Genomic DNA, 23,021 nt, shown 5'->3' with positions numbered 1-23,021 from the left:
CATCGTTACAACGTCCCTTGGCTGATCCGGTACGGGACTTTTGACAGCAAAAGATATGGCGGATGGGCCGCTATGGTCTCAGGGCCTATAGTATTCGCTGACGTTGGCGGCAATCCATGCACGAGTCCTTGTTGGGTCGGAAGACCCGATCTTCTTATGGTCAACATCTACCTGTGACCGATGCGTGCGGTTGATCACGGAGATGCGTCAAGCACTCCCTGACGAAGTTCGATTGATGGGCTCGCAGTCGACCGCAGGGGAAAGCCCGGAAAGCCCAAATCCGCTGGAATCGCAATCGGTAGCCTCGAACCGGCGTCAATGACTAACTATTGAGATCTCGGCCAGCAGTCGAAATGTCATGCAATCACCAAGCACAGGGCGGAGTTGACGCTGTCTTAGCAGGCAGTAGTATTGATTCCGCTATTGCTCGTGGCAGATAACAGACTTTCCTCACCACTTCTTTCCATCCAGGCGCACCATGACAACGACAGGCGCGTCACTTGCCGAGTCGGCCGCCCCCTACGCCGACAATCCCGATTTGCTCGCCGACCTACGCCGCTTCGTCGAATCGCTGCTCTCGACAGCAGATCGCGCCGGGACGGATTGCCCGCTTACAGCGTCCCACCAAGCCTCCCACACCTGGCGCGCCATCGCCGCCCGCATGGCAGCCACCGTCAAATCCCAGATTTTCGTCCCGCTAGCGCACGTCGCGCTCGTGTTTCAGCTCGATGCGCGTGACGTGCAACTGTTGTCGCTCGCATTGATGCTCGAGGCCGATCGCTCGATAAACGACGCGTTCTCGATGCTGGCTCGCGCGTTGCAGGAATCCGACGGTATCAACGATCGTACGCGCTCGACAACAGCCGCGGGCGCGCCTGCCTCGCTCAGAACCGTTACCTGTCTCCTGGGCGACATCCGAGGCTGCCTATTCGCCGATAGTCCGCTATGTGTGCATCAACTGATCGAGCTCGTCGACGTCAACGTCTCGACGCTAGAAGGCGCGTATCGTTTAGCACCCGCGCTCACCGCGTACTTGCTTGGCCTTGCCGCCCCGCAACCTCGAATTGGCGATCACACGGCGGTCGATGTGATCGCCGAGGAATCGGTCACGGAACTCATCGTCGGCGAAAACATCAAGCGTCAACTCCAACGCTTCGTGGACATGTGCTGTGCGCCGAATGGGCGATTCGGCGCCGTCGTGCTTCAAATCGAGGCCGACGATACGACGCTCGCCGGTGCGCTTGCTGCCGCGGCATTTTCGAGTATGGGCTACGGCTTGGCGCGCTTGGATGCGCGACATATTCGATGGGCCTATCAAAGCGCCGATCACCGTCTTTCGACGTTGCAGCAGCAATTACGCATAGCATGTCGAGACGCCGCGCTCTGCACGCAGGTGCTCATGCTCAGCGATACCGATGCGTTAGTTGGCAACGAAGAGCGCGAACACATCGATCTTTTCGACAGCACGATTCAGTCGCTGCTTCAGGCCGCCACGTATGTGGTGATCCTCAACGGCCCCTCCAGGCGGCTCGCCGATACCGTTGCGGGCTCTCGCCAGCAAGGGGTGCGGTTGTTCCAGGTGTGCGTGCCGCCGCCTACGCCCGATTTGCGCAAGCGTGCCTGGGACAAGCATGCGGATTACTACGATCTGCCGCTCGACGATCGTCTGTTGACCGCGGTAGCAGACGCCTACACGTTCACGGAAGCGCGTATCGCCGCGGTGATCGATACGCTGGCGGGGCGGCATGCCTTAGCCGGCGACGAAAAGATCGAGCCGATGCTGTGGGACGTCTGCCGCACCGAGGCGCAGGACCAGCCGATCGGCGTGGCCAAACGCGTGGATGCGCCTTATCGGCTAAGCGATCTCGTCGCGCCCCCGAAGACCGTCGCATTGCTCCAAGAAGTGCTTGGTCAAATGCGGCATCGCGCATACGTGATCGACGAACTCGGTTTCGCGGCTAAACATCCAGCCGTCAAGAATTTATGCGTGCTCTTCTATGGATCGCCGGGAACGGGCAAGACGATGGCCTCGTCGATTCTCGCCAATGAGCTCTCTCTACCGTTGTATCGCGTCGACCTCTCCACGGTGCTCAGCAAATATATCGGCGAGACGGAGCGCAACATCGCGCAGTTGTTCGAGCGCGCGCAGTTGATGAACGTCGTGCTGCACTTCGACGAAGCGGAAGGGCTCTTCAGCAAGCGAACCGATGCGAAGGATTCGCACGACCGCTTCGCGAACTTGCAAGTGGGCTTTCTATTGCAAAGAATCGAGTCCTATCAGGGCCTCGTGATCCTATCGACGAATTTGATGGGCAACATCGATAAGGCCTTCTTGCGGCGCTTTGGGTTCGTAATCGAGTTTCCGTCGCCGACGAGCGAGGAGCGGCTGCACTTGTGGCGGCAGATTTTTCCGCAGCGGGTGCGATTGCACGACGATGTCGATCTCGAGGTGCTGGCCGACAAGGCGGCGCTATCGGGGGGCTACATCCGCAACGCGGCCCTCAGCGCAACGTTCCTTGCCGCGCAGGAGGGCTCGGCGGTCAAAATGAAGCACCTGGTGAAATCGGTTGGACGCGAATATGAAAAGCTCGGGAAGTTGTTTTCGGAGGCCGATTTCATGTAAGCGTTCGATGCTTGGCCGTGCCTTCGTGTCCGAGAATGCGGCTTGTTCATCGAAGATGATGAACGCATCGAAACATTGAACCAGCGTCCGCGTCTGCCTGCCGGTCCCTCGTTCCACCTTGGCTGCGGCATAATCGCATTTCCGCCGCGCGAGCCTTCTGCCCATGCTGCCAGCACTCGATACCGCCCGCCTATTGATCCGCGAGCGCACGCTCGACGATCTCGAAGCCTGCCTGGAAATGGATCGCGATCCAGACGTTACCCGCTATATCGCCGGGCCTTGGCATGACCCGGTCGCGCACAGGCAATTCGTTGAATACCGCATCACACGTCGATACCCGCCCGGCCTCGGCTATTGGAGCATCCGCGAACGCACCGATCCCGATCGATTCATCGGATGGGTATTGTTGATCCCCGACCACGGAAGGGGCCCCGACGTCGAGATCGGCTGGCGCCTGGTTCGTTCGGCGTGGGGACGAGGCCTCGCGGTCGAAGCGGCAAGCGCGCTCGTGGCCCACGCGTTCGGCACGGTGCGGCTGCCACGCGTTATCGCCGATATTGCCGCTGACAACCATGCCTCGCTGCGTGTGGCGGAAAAGCTCGGAATGAACTGGGTAGGCCACGATTCCAGCGACGGCCGGCGATACGAACGCTATCGTCTGATGCGCGAAGACCTCCGCGGTAGCTAGACGCGAAGCAACGCTTGCGAGCAGAGGCCAAACCAGAACCCGATATTTCTCCAGCCCGCCCGGGCTCGCGTGCTCTCGATTGGTGTCGTAAGGGCAACACCGTGATCCCGTTGGCGCGTCTACCGCGCTTCGCGGCGTCGGACTACGATGACTTCGTGCGGTGCATCGCCGCTAGCGGCACCCGTCGAACGCGGGTGTTCACCGTCGTAGCCAGGAGAAATCATGAGCCAGCGTTTCAACTACATTCAGCAATCGCCGCAGCTTTTCAAGAAGCTTCTCGACTTCAGCAATCAATTGAAGGAGAGCGCCATCGAAGAATCGATCCGCGATCTCGTGTCGATTCGAGCTTCGCAAATCAATGGCTGCGGATTTTGCGTCGACATGCACGTCAAGGAAGCGCGCTTGCACGGCGAGCGCGAACTGCGTCTCCATCATCTCGCGATCTGGCGCGAATCGCCTCTCTTCGCGCCGCGTGAGCGCGCCGCGCTCGCATGGGCCGAAGCATTGACCAAACTCGCCGAGCATGGCGTGCCGGATGATATCTACGAGCATGTCCGTACGCAGTTCTCGGAGAAGGAACTGTCGGATCTGACGTACGAAGTCATGGCCATCAACGCCTGGAATCGCGCGAACATCGCGTGCAGGACCGTGCCCGGTTCAGCCGATAAAGCATTCGGCCTCGACAAGGCGAACCTGGCCTGAGCCATTGAGTTCATCCGTCTTCATCTTCGTCCCTGGCGTGCAGGCCGCGCCATTGGAAGGCACACCATGTTTCGACTGAAGAACACCGCAAGCGCAATGCTCGTCGTCGCGGGTGCACTGATCGGCGTGGCGTGGCGCGGGCGGCGGCGCCCGAAGCCGTCGTGACTCCGCTGATCAAAAAGCCGCTTGACGATTATCCCGGCAAGGAAGCGCTGATGATCGCGGTGACCTATCCGCCGGGTTCTGTCGATCCCGTTCATCGGCATCACGCGCACGGCTTCATCTATGTGTTGGAGGGGTCGATCGTGATGCAGGTCAAGGGCGGCAAGGAAGTCACGCTAACGCCTGGACAGACCTTTTATGAAGGTCCGAACGATGTGCATACAGTCGGGCGCAACGCGAGCCAAACCCAACCTGCAAAGTTCATCGTGCTTCTTCTGAAGGACAAGGGCGCTCCTGTGCTCGTGCCCGAGAAGTAGCCATGCTCTTGCGGCAACGCGTTGGGTTATCGGGGTGAAGCGCCAGATGCTATGAGTCCAGCGCCCGCCGCCGAGTTCGTCATTTTCCACCTGAGGGCAACAATCATGTCGCAGAAAATCTTGATAGTGGGCGCCGGCTTTGCCGGAGTATGGGGCGCATTGGGCGCAGCTCGCGTGCTCGATGGTGCGGGCGTGAGAAACAGTGACGTTGAAATCACGTTGATCTCCCCGAAACCGGAATTGCAAATCCGGCCGCGGCTGTACGAGAGCGAGCCGCAGCGAATGGCCGCGCCGCTGCAGCCCCTGCTCGACGCCGTTGGCGTGAAGTTCGTCGAGGGCCGTGTCGACACGATCTCGGTTCGCGACAACACACTGCGCGTCGTGTCCACCGACGGGCTCGAGCGTTCGCTCGCGTATGACCGGTTGTTATTGACGAGTGGCAGCAAATTGAGCAGGCCGCCGGTCCCCGGGTTGATGGAGCATGCTTTCTCTGTCGATTGCATCGACGATGCGACAGCGCTCGATCGTCATTTCGCAGCGCTCGCGAACCTGCCCGATTCACCGGAGCGCAATACGGTCGCGGTGGTGGGGTGCGGCTTTACGGGTATCGAGGTCGCCACTGAATTGCCGAAGCGAATGCGCACGTTGTTCGGCCCCGACGCCGCGATTCGCGTCGTCGTGATCGGCTCTCAGGACGAGATCGGTCCCGATCTAGGTCGCAATCCTCGGCCGTATGTATCCGAAGCCTTCGACGCGCTAGGTGTGGAAGCCGTGCTGGGGTCTCGGGTCGTGTCCGTCGATGCGGACGGGATCCGCACCGAGTCGGGTATCAGGATAAATGCGAGAACCGTGATCTGGGCGGGTGGCATGCGCGCCAGCTCGCTGACGGCGCAAGTTTCCTCACGGCTGGACCCGCTTGGACGCATCGAAGTGACACCTGATCTTCGCGTGGCGGAAGCGCCTAATGTGTTCGTGGCGGGTGACGTGGCACGCGCTCGCTGCGACGATGACGGGCGCTACGCATTGATGTCCTGTCAACACGCTATCGTGATGGGTCAATTCGGCGGCCACAACGTCGCGGCGGATCTGATCGGCGTCCCGACGCTGGAATATAGGCAGCCCTTCTACGCGACTTGCCTCGATCTCGGCGATTGGGGCGCTGTTTACTCCGAAGGCTGGGACCGGCAGATCAAACTCACGCACGCGGAAGGAAAAGCTCGGAAGCAGCTGATCAACACGCAGTGGATTTACCCTCCGGCGCCCAATCGCGCCGAGGCTCTGGCAGCAGGTAACCCGCTGCCTTCCGGCAGCTAGGCTGTCTGCCCCGCATGATCTGTGCGGTGAGCGGGGCGAACTAAATTACCCCGGTTCGGCGCAGGTAGCGATGAACGTCTTCAGCGGACGATCACACGCTGCTGCCGCCGCAGGGGTGTTTAGTCAGTCGACAACGGTCACGATGTTGACGGTCCCTTGTCGAGCCATCTTTGCATACGGGCACAAGCGCTCGGCAGTCCGAACCATCTCCTCCGCCACGGAGCGGTCGACGCCCGGCATCTGGACGCGAAGATCGATGACCAATGCGTAGCCTCCGTCCATGGGATCGCGGCCAAACGAAACCTGCACTGCCACGACCGTATCGCTGATATCCATTGCGGCGCGTTTCCCGAGCAAGTTCAACGCCCCGTGGAAGCATGAGGCAAAGCCCGCTGCGAACAACTGCTCGGGATTGGTCCCGCCACCGGGCCCGCCGAGCTCCGTGGGCAGCCGCAATTGCACGATGAGGTTTCCGTCATCTGAGCGCGCGACTCCGGATGCGCGGCCGTGACCCGTCTCGCCCCCGGAAACGGTGACTGTCGTCGTATAGAGCGGTTGAAAATCCCGGCCGCGATACCTATCGAGCAGGGAAAGCGGGGGAGCTTGCAGTTTCTTGTCGTTCATGAGGCATTCTCGAGTTCAATGAGGCGCGTTTCCAGCTAAGCTAGCGACCGTTCGCGCACATTACAGGCTTGCATTTTTCTTGCATTTTGCTTTCGTGACGCGGCAGAAGAAGTAACGGAATAAATACATGGAACGAGCGATCGGATGGGGAGTGCGGTGATCCACCGTTGGTGGCCCGTCAGGATCCGGTCAGCGGGGCAAACCCGCCTCCATCGTAAATCAGCGCAGCTTGCGAACGATAGAGCCGTTCCGGGACGCATAGTGTTTCCAATTGCGCGCCAATCCGAATGATCGGATGAAACCGTGCTGACGAGACGATCGGCACACACCAGATATCTTTGAACGGTCGAGTGCTACACTGCCCAAAGACCGGATCTCGTATTTTGCAGTGGGCGGCGCCGCGCGCGCCCCTGGGCCGCACCCAAAACGGCTCACACGTTCATGTGCCACCAGTGGGGCCATCAATGGATCAATCGGACATACCGCAGCGAAACTTTCGCGTCGGCTTGCCAAATAGCGCTGACGCGTTGTCTACCTGTTTCGCCACGAGTTACGCGGGGATCATCGCGTTCATGGCGGTCGCGACCGAAGGAAGCTTCGCCAAAGCGGCGCAACGATTGGGGGTGGGGCGCTCTGCAGTCTGTCGAAATGTCCAGAAGCTCGAAACGCAGCTCAGCACTCGCCTGTTTCTCCGAACGACACGGTCGACCAGTCTGACGCACGAAGGCGAAAGGTTCTTCGACAACTGCAACCAGGGCGTGACCCAAATCGTCGAGGCAATGAACGACATGCTGGACCTGCGCCAGGGCCCGCCTCGCGGCTTCCTTCGGGTCTGCTCGACCGTAGGATTTGGACGTAAGGTGGTCGCGCCGCTGCTTCTGAAGTTCTCCGAGGCCTACCCCGAGATCGCGGTCGACCTGCTGCTGGACGACAGGGCAGCCGATTTTGCCGCTGAACAGATCGATGTCGCGTTTCGCGATGGATGCATCGAGGACTCCAGCATCATCGCGAAACAGTTGATTCCAATGCAGATGATACTGTGCGCGTCCCGTGGCTATGCCGAGGCGCGGGGATTACCCTCCGTGTTGGAGGAGCTGGAGCAGCACGACTGTATCAACTTGAGATTCAACGGCCGCGTCTTCGAGTGGGATTTCAAGGTCGACGGCCGTATGCGAAAGTACTTGCCCACCGGCAGACTGACTTTCAATGATCCCGACCTGGTCTTGCAAGCAGTCTTGGAAGGTCGCGGCATTGCCCAAATGCCTGGCTATCAGATACGCGATCACATCGCACGCAATGATCTGGTCATGGCCTTGAGGCGGTATGTGCCGGACGACCGCGGTCATTACATCTGCTATCTCTGTCGACAGAACTTGCCGTCGCGCATTCGCGTGTTCGTCGATTTCATGACGGACGAAATTCGGGCGCTCAACCCGCTTTGCCTGGGCGAATTCAATCCGGAACCCTCGGAAATCGAGCACCAGGTGTGACGCTCTTCACGTAGACGCACGACCGAAGCGATCTCGTTGTTGGCGCCGTTGTAGGCGTGCGCCGCTTCTCCGACCTCGTGCATGAGGCGATTTCATCGATCGAAAGACGGCGCGACGCTGGCAAGTCGTCGCTGGGCAGTCCGGGACCGGCGGTCGCCGAGCTCGGCTGATCTCGAGGCGTGATCTTGGCGCCATCCATTGGTGTCGACACGGCAACAGTGAGTGGTCTGCCGCGTATCTACCGACGCGAGGGCTCGGCGCCTACCATTGCAGCATGGAACTAGCGATCGATATGACTGAGCGGCTGAATCAACTCGGTCGTTGGTCGCGAATTGGCTCTTCGGCGTATTTATACATGAGGCCCGCGAGCGATGCTTAACGCGTCGTGGGTATGACATTGGCAGTTCGTGATGGAAACTCCGTATATCGAATGGTTTGCGATCTCGCCGGCGTCGACCGGAACGGAACCCGCCGTTGCAGTGGGCGCCCATCTCGTGAGTGAACGTGATGGCTATACCCACCACGGAATTTATGTGGGAAGGGGGCGGGTCATTCACTATGGCGGATTTCATCATTCGGCCAAACGACGTCCGATTGAATATATTTCGCTGCGAGGATTTGCAGCCGGAAAACGAATAAGAGTTCAGTCGGAGCCCGATGCCATTTATACGGGATTCGATGCCGTGGAACGAGCCAGGTCGCGCCTCGGCGAAGATCGGTATCGACTGCTGACCAATAACTGCGAACACTTCTGTACATGGTGCTTTCTGGGCGTCGGACGCAGTGAACAAGTCCGTCGCTGCCTAATGAATCCATGGGCCGGTATCAAGACCCTGTTTGCGCTTTCAAAGGCCGAATGCAGCCCCTTCGTGATCGGCCGCAGCCGGCGTATCGAGGCGCTCGCGGTTTAGATTGCGCGGCGCGTCTTCGAACTCGCAAAGGCAAAGGATGCGCACCACGGTTCTCGAAAGAGAACATATTTATTCAACGATCCGATAGGCCAGAAAATGAGCATTCAATCAAACACCGGTCGGTGCGCATCCGGCGCACTGAAACTGGCTGTGCCGGTGATGTTCGCGTCGGCGCTATCTGCGTGCGCGAACTACGCCGGGATTCACAGCGACGCGAGAACGGCCGAGCCGCAGCAGTACGCGACGCACCAAAGCCTTCCAGGCGAACAAGGCCATTGGCCTGCCGCCAATTGGGCGGACCAGTTCGGCGACGCGCAACTCAAGGCGCTGATCGACGAGGCGTTGCAAAACAGCCCGACACTCGCGCAGGCGCGTGCGCGCATTGCCGCAGCCGCGGCGTACAGCGAAACCGCGAAGGCCGGCACCATGCCTCGCGTCGACGCGAGCTATTCGCTCACGCGTCAACAGTTCTCGAATACGACTTTCATGCCGCCGCCGTTTGCCGGCTCGTGGCAGACGGAGAACAAGGGCCTGCTAAGCGCCTCGTATGACCTCGATCTGTGGGGCAAAAATCGAGAGGCGTTGCGAGCGGCCATTTCGCAGCTGCAGGCAAGCCGGGCGGATGCGGAAGTCGTCAAGCTGACATTGACCACGTCGATTGCCCGTACCTACAACCAGCTTGCGCATCTGTACGCGTTGCGCGATATCGCGCAACAGGAAATCGAAAAGCGCGAGCAGATCGAGCGCATCACGGCGGCTCGCATCGCGATGGGCCTAGAAACCGAGGTCGAACGCAAGACCGCGCAGGCCAATCTCGCGACAAGCCGCGTTGCGCTGAGCTCGCTCGACGGCCAGGTCCTCACGACGCGCTATCAGATCGCCGCGTTGCTCGGCGCGGGCCCCGATCGTGGGTTGCGGATCGCGCGCCCTGTGCTCGGAACCGGTGACGAAGTACGCTTGCCCGACAATCTGCCCGCCGATCTGGTGAGCCGTCGGCCGGAGATCGTCGCTGCGCGCTGGCTTGTCGACGCGATGACGCACGACGTGAAGGAAGCGAAGGCGGAGTTCTATCCCGACATCAACTTGAGCGCCGCAATCGGTCTCGACGCTTTCGGCTTCGGCCGCTTTCTGACGGCGGCGAGCCGCGTGGCCTCGGTCGGGCCGGCAATCCACTTGCCCATCTTCGACGCGGGCCGACTGCGTGCGCAACTCAAAGGCCGATACGCCGACTTCGACTCCGCCGTCGCGACCTACAACCAGTCGCTCGTGACCGCGTTGAGCGAAGTCGCCACGGAACTGGCCGACGTGCGTTCGACGGACGCGCAACTGGTCGATGCGCAGACTGCACGGGATGCCGCCCGCAAGGCCGCCGATCTCGCGCTCGTGCAGTACAAGGCCGGTCTTACGAACCAACTGACGATCTTGAACGCGGACGTCAACGCGCTGGCCGCCGACCGTGCCGTAGCGGACTTGCGCTCGAACCGCCGCGATCGGCAGATTGGGCTGGCTAGCGCATTGGGCGGTGGTTTCGTCGACACGTCGAAGGCCGATTCCGCGGCGGCGCGGCGCGCCGTTGCGTCTGCGCCCAATCCGTCCGCCGTCGCCGCGCGCTGAGCGGCTACCCATCAAATCTGCCGGGAGAATTGAAATGAGCGAAATCAACGCGCCAGAACGCCAGGAGACCCGCTCCACGGCTGCGAAACGCGACGCGCCACCGGCGCAGCCGCCTGTTGCGAATCCATCCAATACAGGCAATACACACAAGCGCAAGGTGCTGCTCGCGCTGCTCGGTGTGGCTGTCGTCGTGTCGGCGGCGGCTTATGGCGCGTACTACACGACCTACGCGCGTTACCACGAATCGACCGACGATTCGTATGTCAGCGGCAATCTCGTGCAACTGACGCCGCAGGTGGCGGGCACCGTCGTCGCCGTGAATGCGGACGATACGCAGATCGTGAAGGCCGGCGAGCCGGTTGTCGCCCTCGACAGCGCCGATGCGAAAGTCGCACTCGGCAACGCCGAAGCGACGCTGGGGCAGACCGTACGACAGGTCAGCAGTCTGTATGTGAACAACGCGGTCTATGCGGCGAACGTTGCGCAAAAGCAGGCCGATCTGACCCGTGCTCAGGACGATTTGCGCCGTCGCCAAGCCGTGGTTGGCACGGGCGCCGTGTCGGTCGAAGACATCGCGCATGCTCGCGATACCGTGACGGCCGCGCAGGCCGCGCTCGATGCCGCGCGTCAACAGGCAAAGGCGAACCACGCCTTGACCGACCGCACGACGATCGCTCAGCACCCGAACGTGCAGGCTGCCGCGTCGAAAGTGCGCGATGCCTATCTTGCATACGCGCGCGACACGCTTCCGGCGCCCGTCACCGGCTATGTCGCGAAGCGCTCGGTTCAGGTCGGCCAGCGCGTTTCACCGGGCACGCCATTGATGGCGATCGTGCCGCTAGGTGGCGTATGGGTGGACGCGAATTTCAAGGAAAGCCAGTTGCGCAATATGCGCATAGGTCAGCCCGTCACGCTGACGGCCGATGTGTATGGCGACAAAGTCAAGTATCACGGCCATGTCGTCGGTTTCTCGGCGGGTACGGGTAGCGCGTTCGCGAGCTTGCCGGCGCAAAACGCGACAGGCAACTGGATCAAGATCGTGCAGCGTCTGCCGGCGCGCATCGAACTCGATCGGAAAGAACTCGAAGCGCATCCGCTTCGTATCGGCCTCTCGATGTCGGTCGATGTGGATACGCACGACAGCACGGGCCCGCAACTCGCCGCAGCCGCCAATACGTCATATCGCACAGCGGTATTCGCCGAATATGGTGCGCAGGCAGATGCCGAGATCGAGAAGATCATCGCGCGGAACATCGTCCCGTTGCATGAGCAGTCCAGCAATGACGTGGTATCGCCGGCCCCTTATGCGAAGCGCGGCGAAAGGGCCCAGCGTGGCGCTGAACAGCGCGCAGGCTAAGCAGCACCCCGGCGCGCACGTCAACGTCGCGTCGTCGTTCATTCAATCGTCTGACAGGCCGGATGAACACGCCGGCCGTGTCGGAGATTTCAGACCGGAAGCCAGATGAATCCTTCGACACAACTTTCACTGCCGCCGCTCACGGGCGGCAAGCTGGTCCTCGCGACAATCGCCGTTGCGCTCGCGACGTTCATGAATGTGCTCGATTCGTCCATTGCCAACGTTGCGATCCCGACCATCTCGGGCAACCTTGGCGTATCCGTCGACGAGGGCACTTGGGTGATCACGCTGTTCTCGGCCGCCAATGCCGTCGCGATTCCATTGACGGGCTGGCTCACGCAGCGCCTAGGCCAGATCAAGCTATTCGTGGCGGCGATCGTGCTGTTCGTGTTTTCGTCGTGGCTGTGCGGCGTTGCGCCGAACCTGATCGTGCTGCTTGCCGCGCGCGTGCTGCAGGGCGCTGTCGCCGGTCCGCTGATTCCACTATCGCAGGCCATTCTGCTTGGCTCGTATCCGAAGGAAAGAAGCTCGACGGCATTATCGCTATGGGCGATGACGGCGACCGTCGGGCCGATCGCGGGTCCTGCGCTGGGCGGGTGGATCACGGACAGCTATAGCTGGTCATGGATCTTCTACATCAATATTCCCGTGGGCCTCTTTGCCGCGGCCGTGACTTGGGTGATCTACCGCGACCGCGAATCTCCGACGCGCAAGCTGCCGATCGACAAGGTTGGCCTGCTGTCGCTGATCGCGTGGGTCGCCTCGTTGCAGATCATGCTGGACAAAGGCAAGGATCTCGACTGGTTCAGCTCGCCGGTGATCTGCTTGCTCGCCATCGTCGCCGGCGTCAGCTTTCTGTTTTTCCTCATATGGGAGTTGACGGAGAAGAGCCCGATCGTCGAGCTTCGCTTGTTTGCGGGGCGCAATTTCCGCGGTGGCACGATTGCGATTTCGGTCGCGTACGCAGTGTTCTTCTCGAACCTCGTGATTCTGCCGCAGTGGATTCAGGGCTATCTCGGCTATCGTTCGGTGGACGCCGGCCTCGTGACGGCGCCGCTTGGGATTTTCGCCGTGGTGCTCGCGCCAGTGATGGCGAAGATCATGCCGAAGTCCGATGCGCGCGTGCTCGCGACGCTGGCCTTCCTCGGCTTCGCAGGCGTGTTCTTCATGCGCTCGCATTACACGACGGGCGTCGACGCCTATACCTTGGTCTTGCCCACGCTGCTGCAAGGCATCCCGATGGCGCTCTTTTTCACGCCGCTTACCGCGATCATCCTATCGGGACTGTCGCCCGAGAAGATTCCCGCCGCCGCCGGCCTATCCAATTTCGCGCGCGTATTCGCGGGCGGTGTCGGCACGTCGATGATCTCCACGGGCTGGAACGAACGCACGATCCTGCACCATGCGCAACTCGCAGAACAGTCGAGCGTGAACAACCCCAGTTATACAAGCGCTATCTCGGACCTTCACTCGATGCTCGGTGGCAGCATGAACCGGGCCACGGCGTTTTTCGAGCACGCTCTGAATGCGCAGGCTGCGATGCTTGGTCTGAACGACATTTTCTGGCTTTCGTCGATCATCTTCATCGTCATCATTCCACTCGTCTGGCTCACTAAGCCGGGCAAGGGCGGCGGGGCAGGGGCGGTGGGCGCGCACTGAGCGAGGTCGCTGCCGTAGTTTCCTCGACGCCTCAGGCGCACGCAATCATGCGTTGCCGGCATCATCCTGCGGCGCGAGCGCGACGACGTTCTCGATTCCGCGCCGCGCCATCTTCGTGTACGGGCAAAAGCGTTCGGTGTTACGCACGAGTTCCTCGGCGGCGGCACGCTCGACACCGGGTAAGCGGACGCGGGTGTATGCCGTCAGCTTGAACAAACCATCGATCGGATCGCGGTCGAAGTCGACTCTGACGTCCACGGCTGCGCCGGGAATCGGAATGCCCGAGCGCGCCGCAAGTAGGCTCAGCGCGCCATGAAAGCAGGCCGCGTAACCCGCCGCAAATAGCTGCTCCGGATTGGTCCCACCTCCGGGCCCGCCCAGCGCCTTCGGCATTCTCAGGTCGACGGCGAGTTGGCCGTCATCGGAGCGGGCAATGCCCGACGCGCGCCCGTGACTCGCGTCACCCCCGGTTACCGTGACGGTAGTCGAATACAGCGTTTGCGTTTCGTGCCCGTAATACTTGTCGAGCAATGTCAGTGGCGGGGGACGCAATTTAGTCATGGCGCGCCTCATAGGTGATTGCCGCTTGTTTCGCGGTGTTCGTCTCTTTGTGCCAGCTTCGAAATCGACGGTGCGTGCACGTGCAATGGCCCGGCTTGCGAGCGCGGCTTGCATGGTATTGCGGAGGTGCTCGTCGGTGCTTCGCCGGACTGGGCGCAGGCCTGCCGCCCGCATATGAAGCATCTTAGGCGTGACCTAGCTCATGCGAAAGGGGCGCGCAAGGCCCCACCGTGTTGCACCGGAGGCATCAGTCGACGCGGCAGGATTCGGGCTGACATCATGCGATAGTCGATAAGGTCGCCGACAAGCAATGCAGGTCGAGTGCTCTCGTGTGTTCGGTCATGTAGTCGATGAACACGCGGATACGAGCGGGAAGATGCTTGCGGCTGAGATAGCAAAGGTAGTGGCCGCCTTCATCGGGTACATGCTGCGCGAGACAGTGGAGCAGTTGCCCGTTGGCAAGCAGATCGCACACCAGATATGCCGGCAACTGCGCGATGCCTATTCCGTCGCGCACCGCCTGCAGGATCAGATCCGCGTCGTTGAATGTGTGCAGCGCGACGGGCTGGCGCCGTTGTGCGATTCCGTCGACCTTGAAGTCCCACGCCCTGACGCGGCCAGACGCCGTGCGGAAGTTGATGCAGCGGTGATTCGCGAGTTCATCGACATGCAGCGGCAAGCCGTGAAGCCGTGCATAGGCGGGCGATGCGCAGACGATCATTTGCATGGGGATCAGTTGCCGCGCCACGATCCCGCTGTCCTCCATGCGTCCGTCGCGAAACGATACATCGACGCGATCGGCCGTGAAATCGGCGGGGCGGTCGTCCAGCAGCAATTCCAGGACGATCTCGGGATATTGCTTGTGAAAGCCGCGCAACAGTGGGGCGACGATCTTGCGGCCGAAGCCGGGCGTCGAGCCGATACGCAGAAGGCCGCGCGGCGGCCCGTTGCGCAGTTCGCGCATGTCGTCCAGCGCTTGAGCGATGCGCTCCATGCCCGGTTGACAGTTCTCATAGAAGAGTTCGCCCTCTCGCGTGAGCGACGTGCGGCGAGTCGTGCGCAAGAAAAGACGCGTGTCGAGCTGGGCTTCGAGTTTTTGCACGTTGCGGCTGACCGAGGAGCGGCCGATGCCGAGACGATCGCCCGCGCGGGCAAAGCTGCCTTCGCTGGCAACGGCAAGAAAAGAAACGACGCCAGCGAAACTGGTCGCAAATCTGTTTGCGAACGGATCGTCGGTGCCTGCGGCGGGGCAGCGTGAGGGAAAATCTGACATGAGCGTGCGAGTCGGGGAGTCCATGGAAGGCTAGGACGTATCGGCGCCGCCGTTTGTGACATCTTCCGCAGTTTTTTTGCGGACGATCGAGATCAATGCGCGAACAGCGGCTTCTCTTCTGCCGCGAGCGTCGCACCGTTCGGCGTGACCATCGGCTCGACGTCGAAGCCTGCTAGGCGCCATGCATCGATGCCGCCGCTAAGCGGCAATGCAAGCTTGACGCCGGACAGTCGCAACTGCTTGGCCATCCATGCCGCAGATATTTCGTCTGGACACGAACAGTAGATGACGAGCACCCGATTCGCGCCATAGCGTTCGGCGATTTGCTGCAGTTTGCGTTCATCGGTGAGCTCGGCGCCTGGAATCACGAACGGATCCAGCGTTCTGCGCTGGGGGGAGCGGATGTCGAACACGACGGGGCGTGGATGGTTCGCGAGCAATGCATGCAATTCGGCGGCGCTGATTCGCGCCTTCTCTAGCGCCTTAGCCAGCATGAGTCGCCGGCAATGGGAATACGACACGTAAAGCACCGGTGCGATGCCGATCGCGAGCAACGCACGCCAGCCGAAGCGGGCGATCAATGCGAAAACCACGTCGATCTGAGACGCGAACATTGCGCCGATTGCGAGTCCAGCCGACGCCCACAGTGCAACGCCGGCACAATCGTGCAAGACAAATGCGCGCAGCCTGACGGCCATCGCACCGCACAGGGGTACGGCGACGAGCGACAGGCCCGGCACAAACCGCGCAACGACCAGAACGCGGACTCCCCAGCGGCCAAAAAAGCGCTCCGTATTTCTGACGCAGGCTTCGCGAGACAGCGACAGTTTGCAGACGGTATGGAGCGTGCGTTCGCCGTACCGCTTGCCGCCCTGAAACCAGATCAGATCGCCGAGCACGCCGCCGATCACGGCGGCGCCCAGTATCGTCGCGAAATGCAATAGGGCCGAGGACGCAACGTGTGTGACGAGCGCAATGCCTGCCCCAACCGTGATCAATGTCGGTATGACGGGCAAAGGAAAACCAAGCGAAGAACCGAGCACGTTCAGAAATACTGCCAACGTGCCGTAGCGCGCGATCAATTCATGCGAGAACATGGTGCTCTCCTGGTGGTTTGCACATATCCGGCTCAACGATCGATAGTCTCTGCCTCGAGGAGAGCGGGCCGACGCCGCCTCCTCCTGCGAATCCGCCGTCATAGGCGGCACAGACCCAGTGAGGATTCGATGCGCTATTTCGCAGCGGAGTGGGTTTCCTCTGGCGCGCGTATCGTTGGCGGCAAAGCTTCCTTGCCGAGCCCTGCGTGTTCGTCGACCTCTTGCCGATATCGATGCACGTCCCGCGTGACGAAGCCGATTTCCCGGCTCGGAATATCGAACCAATCGGGGTGCCCGAACGAACGGCGAATATCCTCTAGACCGCTCGCCCAATGCTCGCGCATCGTATCTTTGCTGAATTCATAGTCTTTGTAGTGCCCCTCGAACGACTTGTTCTTGTAAATTAGATGCACCACGTTCACCGCACTGCCATTCGCCGTTTTCTGCGCCTCCTGCAACAACGGGTGTGAGAGCCGCACCTTTTCGGGAATGTGCTCGAGCAGCGCCTTGATCATCTGCGCGTGCTTTTGGTTTTGCGACATGAATGCGGTGATTGCTCGCGTGCGGCTGGAATATTGAATGTCCTTGGTACGCTCGCTGACGTCGAGAAGGTCGCCAGGCAGCTTGCCTCGCGAACTCCACAGATCGATTTGGAAAACGAGGGTGTCCTTATGTTGGCTTTCCCTGATGATCTCGGTGAGTGGCGTATTCGAAACCAGGCCCCCGTCCCAGTAGAACTCTCCATCGATCTCGACGGCAGGGAAGCCCGGTGGTAACGCGCCGGATGCGATGAAGTGCTCCGGCGCCAGACGCATTTTTGAATTGTCGAAGTAGACGAGATTGCCCGTGCGAACGTTGACTGCCCCGACCGATACGCGAATGTTCCCGTCGTTGATGCGGTCGAAGTTCGCATGCTGCAAAAGGGTGTCGCGCAATGCCGACGTGTCGTAATAGCTGACTTGGTCGGCCCGCTTTCTGCCGATCCCTGAAAAAGCCACATGCATGCGCGGGGAGAAGAACCCGCGCTGACCTTCCATCAGCGTGCGCGTCGCCGCCCATGCACTCGACCATTTTCGGCCTATTTCCGTGAACCCGGCCCAGGCCGGAATGCTCGATCCGACATGTGAAAAGACATCGGCGGGCTGACTGATGGTGTTCCAGAATCTGCGCAGCGCCGCCGCTCGATCGGCGGGCGCATTGCCCGCGATGATCGCCGTATTGAGCGCGCCGATGGATACCCCCGAGATTCGCGTCGGTTCCACGCCCACCTCGACCATACCCTCGTATACCCCGGCCTGATAGGAACCCAGTGCGCCGCCGCCCTGCAGCACGAGTCCGATTTCGTCATATGCGGGAAGCTTGATGCGATGGGGCTGCTGCAGCTTGTTGCGCTGGCGCGAATCCATGGTCGTCTCCTTACTGCATGAACCAGCCGTGGCTTACCACGATCGATTGTCCGGTGAGCGCGTTCGACTCGAAGCCGGCGAGGAACGCCACCGTGTTGGCGACGTCGGCAAGCGATGTGAACTCGCCGTCCACCGTTTCTCTGAGCATTACCTCCTTCACCACCTGTTGCGGGGAGATACCGAGTGTCTTTGCCTGCTCGGGGATTTGCTTGTCGACCAACGGCGTGCGCACGAAGCCCGGACAGACGACATTTGCGCGCACGCCGCGCGGGCCGCCTTCTTTTGCGACGACACGAGCCAGCCCGAGAAGCCCGTGTTTGGCGGTCACATAGGCCGACTTCAGTTTCGACGCCTCGTGCGAATGAACCGAGCCCATGTAGATCACCGCGCCGCATTTATTGGACGCGTACATATGCTTGAGGGCGGCCTTGGTCGTGAGGAACGCCCCGTCGAGGTGGATCGCCAACATCTTTTTCCAGTCGGAAAACGAATAGTCTTCAATTCGGTTGACGATCTGTATGCCCGCATTCGACACGAGCACGTCGAGGCCGCCCAGCCGGCTCACCGTTTCGGCTACGCCGGCATTGACCGCTTCTTCGCTGGTGACGTCCATTGCAACGGCGATCGCCTTTGCGCCGTTGGCAACGATGTCGTCGGCGACCTTTTGAGCGTTTGCTAGGTTCAGATCGGCAATCACGACCGTTGCGCCGTCTTGGGCGAGCTTACGCGCGCACGCTTCGCCGATACCGCTTGCCGCTCCTGTAACGAGCGCGACCTTATCCATCAGTGCCATATGTCCTCCGGTGAGTGCCTATTGATTGGCCGCGAGCCGTACCGGCTCGGCAGGCGCGAGATAGTCATAGGCGACCTCGCCGACATCGAGCGTGAGATTCGCGATGACGTGACGCGCGCCGATGACCTTGCGAACCGGCAGATCGGCAGTGCGTGCGGATGCAACTCGAGTGCCGCGGGTCCCTCCCATGCGCCGGTCACTTCGATGTCGCGCAGGAAGAAGCGGACCAATTCGCAAATGCGTACCGACCCGTCGACGTGCGGAATGACCTTGAGCAGATAGTTGGGCGTGTCGGCGAGCTTGCGACGCTCCGATGCAGTGTCAAGTGGGCGGTACTTGTAGCCCATCGTTCCGGTGGCGATGCGCTGCGTTCCGTAGTCCAGCGTGCCGAGCAAAGTGTCCTTGCCGTCGACACAGAGTTTTGGCGAGGCAAGCTTTTTGGGAAATCCCCAGATTTCGCGCCCGCCCGCGATCGGGCCTTCGTCGTCCAGATACATTGCGTGCGTGAAGTTGGCGCGATTGCCGTCCTCATCCAGCACAGAGATCACCTGGCCGCTTTCCGTGTAATCGCCGAACCCCGACGAATCGGGCATCCGAATGAATTCGTAATGGACGATCGCGTTGTCGACCGTCAGAGGTTCAGGAACGACGGCCTTGAGCGCCCGCATGTCCGTCTCGTACGAGATGATGAAGTACTCCCGATCGATGAAGCGGAAGGGCGGACGCGGGTACGCCGGATTGTGCACGGGCATCGCGAATGCGTTGTTGCGGATGTCTTCTTCTGTCACGGATCACTCCTCGGTTGATGAGGTGCTGCGTTACTCGCAGTGCCACGGCGGTTGCTGTCGCGACCGATGACGCGCGCTCGCGCAAGGCAGTGCAGCGCTCGATGACGGTGTTGTGTTTTCTAGCTTGTATGAGGCGGTGTGCGTTGCCACCGTCAGGACAAATCGTAGGCGTGGTTGCCTGGGAGCAGTAGCCCTGTAAATGCGCTCACGGTGTTGTATGGGCGACAACAATCAATGGCAGGAGGAAGGATCCTAAAGGCAGATGGTATGGATCTGCGCGAGGGGTGGAGCGGTTTTCGCTTGCCCGAGCATGCCAGCTGTGATTTTGGATCGGCGCCATGACCTACATCAAACTGATTGCCGCAAAGCCGAGCATCATGAAATAGATATTCAGGAGGGGCGTGATGACCGACACCGGAACGAAGATGACTTTCGAGGTTCGTGCCGAACGCATCGATGCGCATGGGAGCGTCGCCCATTGCAAGCAGGCATCGATTACGCTCGACACAGACCTGAATGGCCGCCAGGACGCTGCAAATCCGGCGGAACTGCTGCTTATCGCCCTGGCCGCATGCATGATCAAGGGCATCGAGCGTGTGGCGCCGATCCTTAAGTTCGACCTGCGCGCCGTTAGCGTGCACATTCGTGGCGTCCGCCAGGACACGCCACCGCGCTTGGAGTCCATCGACTATGAAATCATCGTCGACACGGACGAGAGCGACGCTCGGCTCGCATTGCTACATCTGAACGTGACCAAGTACGGAACTGTTTTCAACACAGTCGCGCCCGGTACTGCTTTGTCGGGCACGATCCGGCGCGCAGGTTGACGCACGCGCCGTTCCTGTCGGGAGAAAGGCTATGAGCAAGATCGAGGTCGTGTTGTGCAGCCCGGTACGCACCGCAATCGGCACTTATGGCGGTGCGATCAAGGACGTCCCCGCGCCCGCGCTCGGCGCCGCCGTCATCCGCGAAAGCCTGAAGCGCGCTGGATTGCCCGCGCAGACGGTGCAATCGCTCGTGATGGGCAATGTGATCCAGGCAGGGGTCAAGATGAACCCTGCACGCCAGGCTGGCATCGAAGGCGGCTTGCCGGTCGAGGTTCCAGCGCTCACGGTCAATCGTGTCTGCGGCTCGGGTGCGCAGGCGATCGCCAGCGCGGCGACGGAGATCTGGGCCGGCATGATCGAATGCGCGGTCGCGGGGGGCATGGAGAACATGGATCGCGCGCCTTATCTGCTGCCGCAGGGACGGTGGGGCGCGCGCATGGGCGACGTGACCTTTTTCGACAGCATGTTGATGGATGGGCTGAACGACGCCTTCAGTGGCCAGCATTCGGGCTGGCACACCGAAGATCTGGTCGCCAAATGCGGCATCTCGCGCGAGGATCAGGACCGTTGGGCGTTGCGTTCGCAGCAGCGTTTTGCCCGCGCGCAGGCGGCCGGATCGTTCAATGCCGAGATCGTGCCGGTCGAGGTCCAGGGCCGCAAGGGAGCAGCGGTCTTCGCGAAGGATGAACACAATCGGCCGGAGACCACGGCCGAATCGCTGGCAAAGCTCAGGCCTGCATTTCGTAAGGACGGCACCATCACGGCGGGCAATGCTCCTGGCCTGAACAGTGGGGCTGCCGCTATGATCGTCGCCGAGCGCGGCTGGGCGGAGCGCAACGGCCTGGCACCGATGGCGCGCATTGTGAGCTACGCAGTGGCTGCCGTCGAACCCGGCTTCTTCGGCCTCGGCCCGATCCCAGCCGTGCGGCAAGCGCTTGCCCGCGCCGGGTGGTCGGCGGCCGAGGTAGACCACGTGGAAATCAACGAGGCGTTCGCGGCTATCGCGTTGGCGTGCCTGCGCGAGCTCGGTTTTTCCGAAGACGTGGTCAATCCGGAGGGCGGCGCGATTGCGCATGGCCATCCGATTGGCGCAAGCGGTGCAGTCCTGACGACGCGGTTGCTGCATCGGATGCGGCGGGTTGGCGGGCGGCGCGGGGTCGTGACGCTTTGCATTGGCGGCGGACAGGGGATCGCGCTCGCGCTGGAGACGGTGTGATTTCCTCGCTCCGGACTCGGTCACGCGAGCGCGACCCCGGCTGCGCTTGCAAGCGCAGCCTTTCGAGTCCTCCCGCAAAGTGCGCAGGCACTTTGCTTCCTGGGCGGAATAATGAAAAAAGGCCAGCTAAAGCTGACCTTTTTAAATATGGTGCCCACGAGAGGGCTCGTATTTTATTTGTAGATAATTGATTTAATGGGGATTTAAGCTGAATACCTTTTGTCGGTGTACTCATTGATGTACTCATTTCGGGTTGGCTTGCAAACGACGCTCGTTTGTCGCGCAAACGCAACGCTCGGAGCGGCAGATGAGCCTATACCGACGGGGAATCTGCCTTCGATGGGCGAAGCTTCGCGGTCATCCGAATCTGTGTGACAAAACGGGCGAGCAGGGTGAGCATGGCAAGGATGCAGCGGGTCCCCCGTGGTCCGATGGGTTGAGCAACCGCGGTGGCCTTTACAAGCTGTTCGACTAGTCGGGCAGCCGCATCGCAGCCGTACAAAAATTCCGCCGGTACACGGGGCGTGTACGCAGATAATTTTGGACATGATGAAAGGTTGCCGAGACTTGACCGACGCGAGAGAGCCGACCGTACTTGCCGGAGAACCGTAAAAACCAGGTGGCACTCGCAAGCAAGTCAGAGGACTGGACAAATTACGCAAATTACGTAAAATGCGTATTGTTCTGACTGGAGGTCCTCGTGACTACTGTAACCGCCACCGATCTCGCCCGCCGCACGAACCAGGTGCTCGACGCCTTGGCGCGCGGGGAATCGGTCACCATCACCCGCAATAACACCGTGCTTGGCACGATCAGCCCGCCCGAGAGGGCTGTCACACTTCGCGATGCCTTCGCGCGCATCCCAAAGATGCCGCCCGATGTTGCCGATCGGTACATGGCTGATATCCGAAATGCCGATTTCGACGACGAGGTGCGTGATCCGTGGCAGAAGTAATCGTCGATACATGTGTCTGGATCGATCTCAGTAAAGGCGCTCTCGACGCTGAAGCAATCTACAACGTCGCTGGGTCCCAATTGGTCCATGTCTCCGCGATCTCGCTTGGCGAATTGGAATTCGGCGCGCAACTTCCAAGCGACGCCCGCGAGCGAGCACAGCGCACTGCATTTCTGCGTGCTATCGAACGGATGTCGGTGCTCGCAGTGACGCGAGAGACCGCTCGTTCATTCGGGCTGCTCGCGACCATGATGAAGGCGGCGGGCCGTAGCCCGCGTCCGCGTTATAACGATCTCTGGATCGCCGCTCAGGCTCATGAACATCACCTGCCGCTTCTCACTAGCAACCCAGATGATTTCCGCGCGCTAGACGTGATCGAAATCATCGAAGCCCCGAAGACGGCTCATTGAATACAGGCATTGCTGAATGCGGTGGTCGAGAGCAACGCCCACTAACTTGAGTTCTCATATGCCAAGCAACGGTGTTCGTGCTTGCCGAATGATGAGTCGCTCCCGAGGGGCTGCCTTCGTTAAGGGTTATTCGATGCCTGCCCTCATTCACGTGACTATGAGCGCGCGACGACGCGTGCGGGCAGGCGGCGAATAAGCCTCGAGGGAGGAAACCGCGGAGTGGTCCGGGGCCGT

Annotated in this window: 19 protein-coding genes and 2 pseudogenes; 14 read left to right on the top strand and 7 right to left on the bottom strand. The window is 60.9% G+C overall.

The genetic code is table 11. The features are described from left to right. The first annotated feature begins 478 nt into the window (after positions 1 to 478). The 5 genes and pseudogenes from QQS38_RS19260 to QQS38_RS19240 all read left to right on the top strand — a co-directional run bounded on the left by QQS38_RS19260 (position 479) and on the right by QQS38_RS19240 (position 5,806). The gene (locus QQS38_RS19260) at positions 479 to 2,623 is read left to right on the top strand and encodes an ATP-binding protein (protein ID WP_479646955.1); all 2,145 of its coding nucleotides are present in this window, start codon (positions 479 to 481) and stop codon (positions 2,621 to 2,623) included. A 163-nt stretch (positions 2,624 to 2,786) separates the two neighbouring features. Beyond that, positions 2,787 to 3,311: a GNAT family N-acetyltransferase gene (locus QQS38_RS19255; RefSeq protein WP_479646954.1), complete on the top strand. Its 525-nt coding sequence runs from the start codon at positions 2,787 to 2,789 to the stop codon at positions 3,309 to 3,311. 222 nt (positions 3,312 to 3,533) lie between these two features. Continuing rightward, positions 3,534 to 4,013 carry a carboxymuconolactone decarboxylase family protein gene (locus QQS38_RS19250; RefSeq protein WP_479646953.1) on the top strand — a complete coding sequence of 160 codons (480 nt, stop codon included), beginning with the start codon at positions 3,534 to 3,536 and terminating at the stop codon, positions 4,011 to 4,013. A 66-nt stretch (positions 4,014 to 4,079) separates the two neighbouring features. Continuing rightward, positions 4,080 to 4,492: pseudogene (locus QQS38_RS19245) on the top strand (cupin domain-containing protein). Positions 4,493 to 4,597: 105 nt separating this feature from the next. After that, complete coding sequence (locus QQS38_RS19240) at positions 4,598 to 5,806, top strand: NAD(P)/FAD-dependent oxidoreductase (RefSeq protein WP_479646952.1); 1,209 nt, start codon at positions 4,598 to 4,600, stop codon at positions 5,804 to 5,806. A 123-nt stretch (positions 5,807 to 5,929) separates the two neighbouring features. Here QQS38_RS19240 and QQS38_RS19235 read toward each other — a convergent pair whose 3' ends face one another. Next, positions 5,930 to 6,430, bottom strand: a complete 501-nt coding sequence (locus QQS38_RS19235; RefSeq protein WP_479646951.1) for an Ohr family peroxiredoxin — start codon at positions 6,428 to 6,430, stop codon at positions 5,930 to 5,932. Positions 6,431 to 6,894: 464 nt separating this feature from the next. Here QQS38_RS19235 and QQS38_RS19230 point away from each other — a divergent pair, with 464 nt between their 5' ends. The 5 genes from QQS38_RS19230 (at position 6,895) to QQS38_RS19210 (ending at position 13,461) form a co-directional block, all read left to right on the top strand. Continuing rightward, complete coding sequence (locus QQS38_RS19230) at positions 6,895 to 7,920, top strand: LysR family transcriptional regulator (RefSeq protein WP_479646950.1); 1,026 nt, start codon at positions 6,895 to 6,897, stop codon at positions 7,918 to 7,920. A 410-nt stretch (positions 7,921 to 8,330) separates the two neighbouring features. After that, a complete protein-coding gene (locus tag QQS38_RS19225) occupies positions 8,331 to 8,831 on the top strand; it encodes a lecithin retinol acyltransferase family protein (RefSeq protein ID WP_479646949.1) in 501 nt (166 codons plus the stop codon). Between the two features lie 96 nt (positions 8,832 to 8,927). After that, a complete protein-coding gene (locus QQS38_RS19220) occupies positions 8,928 to 10,445 on the top strand; it encodes an efflux transporter outer membrane subunit (RefSeq protein WP_479646948.1) in 1,518 nt (505 codons plus the stop codon). A 34-nt stretch (positions 10,446 to 10,479) separates the two neighbouring features. Continuing rightward, positions 10,480 to 11,802 carry an EmrA/EmrK family multidrug efflux transporter periplasmic adaptor subunit gene (locus QQS38_RS19215; RefSeq protein WP_479646947.1) on the top strand — a complete coding sequence of 441 codons (1,323 nt, stop codon included), beginning with the start codon at positions 10,480 to 10,482 and terminating at the stop codon, positions 11,800 to 11,802. Positions 11,803 to 11,907: 105 nt separating this feature from the next. Further along, on the top strand, positions 11,908 to 13,461 hold the full coding sequence (locus tag QQS38_RS19210; RefSeq protein ID WP_479646946.1) for a DHA2 family efflux MFS transporter permease subunit: 1,554 nt from the start codon (positions 11,908 to 11,910) through the stop codon (positions 13,459 to 13,461). 45 nt (positions 13,462 to 13,506) lie between these two features. Here the strand turns inward: QQS38_RS19210 and QQS38_RS19205 are convergent, their stop codons facing one another. From QQS38_RS19205 to QQS38_RS19180, 6 genes and pseudogenes are all read right to left on the bottom strand, one after another. After that, positions 13,507 to 14,022 (bottom strand): Ohr family peroxiredoxin, encoded by a 516-nt coding sequence (locus QQS38_RS19205; RefSeq protein ID WP_479646945.1) that lies wholly within the window; start codon positions 14,020 to 14,022, stop codon positions 13,507 to 13,509. Positions 14,023 to 14,299: 277 nt separating this feature from the next. Next, the gene (locus QQS38_RS19200; protein WP_479646944.1) at positions 14,300 to 15,295 is read right to left on the bottom strand and encodes a LysR family transcriptional regulator; all 996 of its coding nucleotides are present in this window, start codon (positions 15,293 to 15,295) and stop codon (positions 14,300 to 14,302) included. Positions 15,296 to 15,387: 92 nt separating this feature from the next. Beyond that, positions 15,388 to 16,392, bottom strand: coding sequence for a VTT domain-containing protein (locus QQS38_RS19195; protein ID WP_479646943.1), 1,005 nt, complete (start codon positions 16,390 to 16,392; stop codon positions 15,388 to 15,390). Between the two features lie 134 nt (positions 16,393 to 16,526). After that, entirely contained in the window at positions 16,527 to 17,798 is a 1,272-nt protein-coding gene (locus QQS38_RS19190) for a DUF3734 domain-containing protein (protein WP_479646942.1), read from the bottom strand. Between the two features lie 10 nt (positions 17,799 to 17,808). Further along, a complete protein-coding gene (locus QQS38_RS19185; RefSeq protein ID WP_479646941.1) occupies positions 17,809 to 18,591 on the bottom strand; it encodes a 3-hydroxybutyrate dehydrogenase in 783 nt (260 codons plus the stop codon). 18 nt (positions 18,592 to 18,609) lie between these two features. Continuing rightward, a pseudogene (locus tag QQS38_RS19180) lies at positions 18,610 to 19,379 on the bottom strand (acetoacetate decarboxylase). Positions 19,380 to 19,783: 404 nt separating this feature from the next. Here QQS38_RS19180 and QQS38_RS19175 point away from each other — a divergent pair. The 4 genes from QQS38_RS19175 (at position 19,784) to QQS38_RS19160 (ending at position 22,787) form a co-directional block, all read left to right on the top strand. Next, positions 19,784 to 20,206, top strand: coding sequence for an OsmC family protein (locus QQS38_RS19175; protein ID WP_479646940.1), 423 nt, complete (start codon positions 19,784 to 19,786; stop codon positions 20,204 to 20,206). Positions 20,207 to 20,237: 31 nt separating this feature from the next. Further along, a complete protein-coding gene (locus QQS38_RS19170) occupies positions 20,238 to 21,422 on the top strand; it encodes a thiolase family protein (RefSeq protein ID WP_479646939.1) in 1,185 nt (394 codons plus the stop codon). A 700-nt stretch (positions 21,423 to 22,122) separates the two neighbouring features. Continuing rightward, positions 22,123 to 22,377: a type II toxin-antitoxin system Phd/YefM family antitoxin gene (locus tag QQS38_RS19165; RefSeq protein WP_479646938.1), complete on the top strand. Its 255-nt coding sequence runs from the start codon at positions 22,123 to 22,125 to the stop codon at positions 22,375 to 22,377. After that, positions 22,365 to 22,787: a PIN domain-containing protein gene (locus tag QQS38_RS19160; protein WP_479646937.1), complete on the top strand. Its 423-nt coding sequence runs from the start codon at positions 22,365 to 22,367 to the stop codon at positions 22,785 to 22,787. The genes QQS38_RS19165 and QQS38_RS19160 overlap by 13 nt, the downstream gene beginning before the upstream one ends. Positions 22,788 to 23,021: the final 234 nt, after the last annotated feature.

The organism is Trinickia sp. Z7 (genome assembly GCF_056498045.1).
The sequence above is the reverse complement of the archived record's forward strand: the minus strand, read 5'-3'. Positions and strand labels throughout refer to the sequence as shown.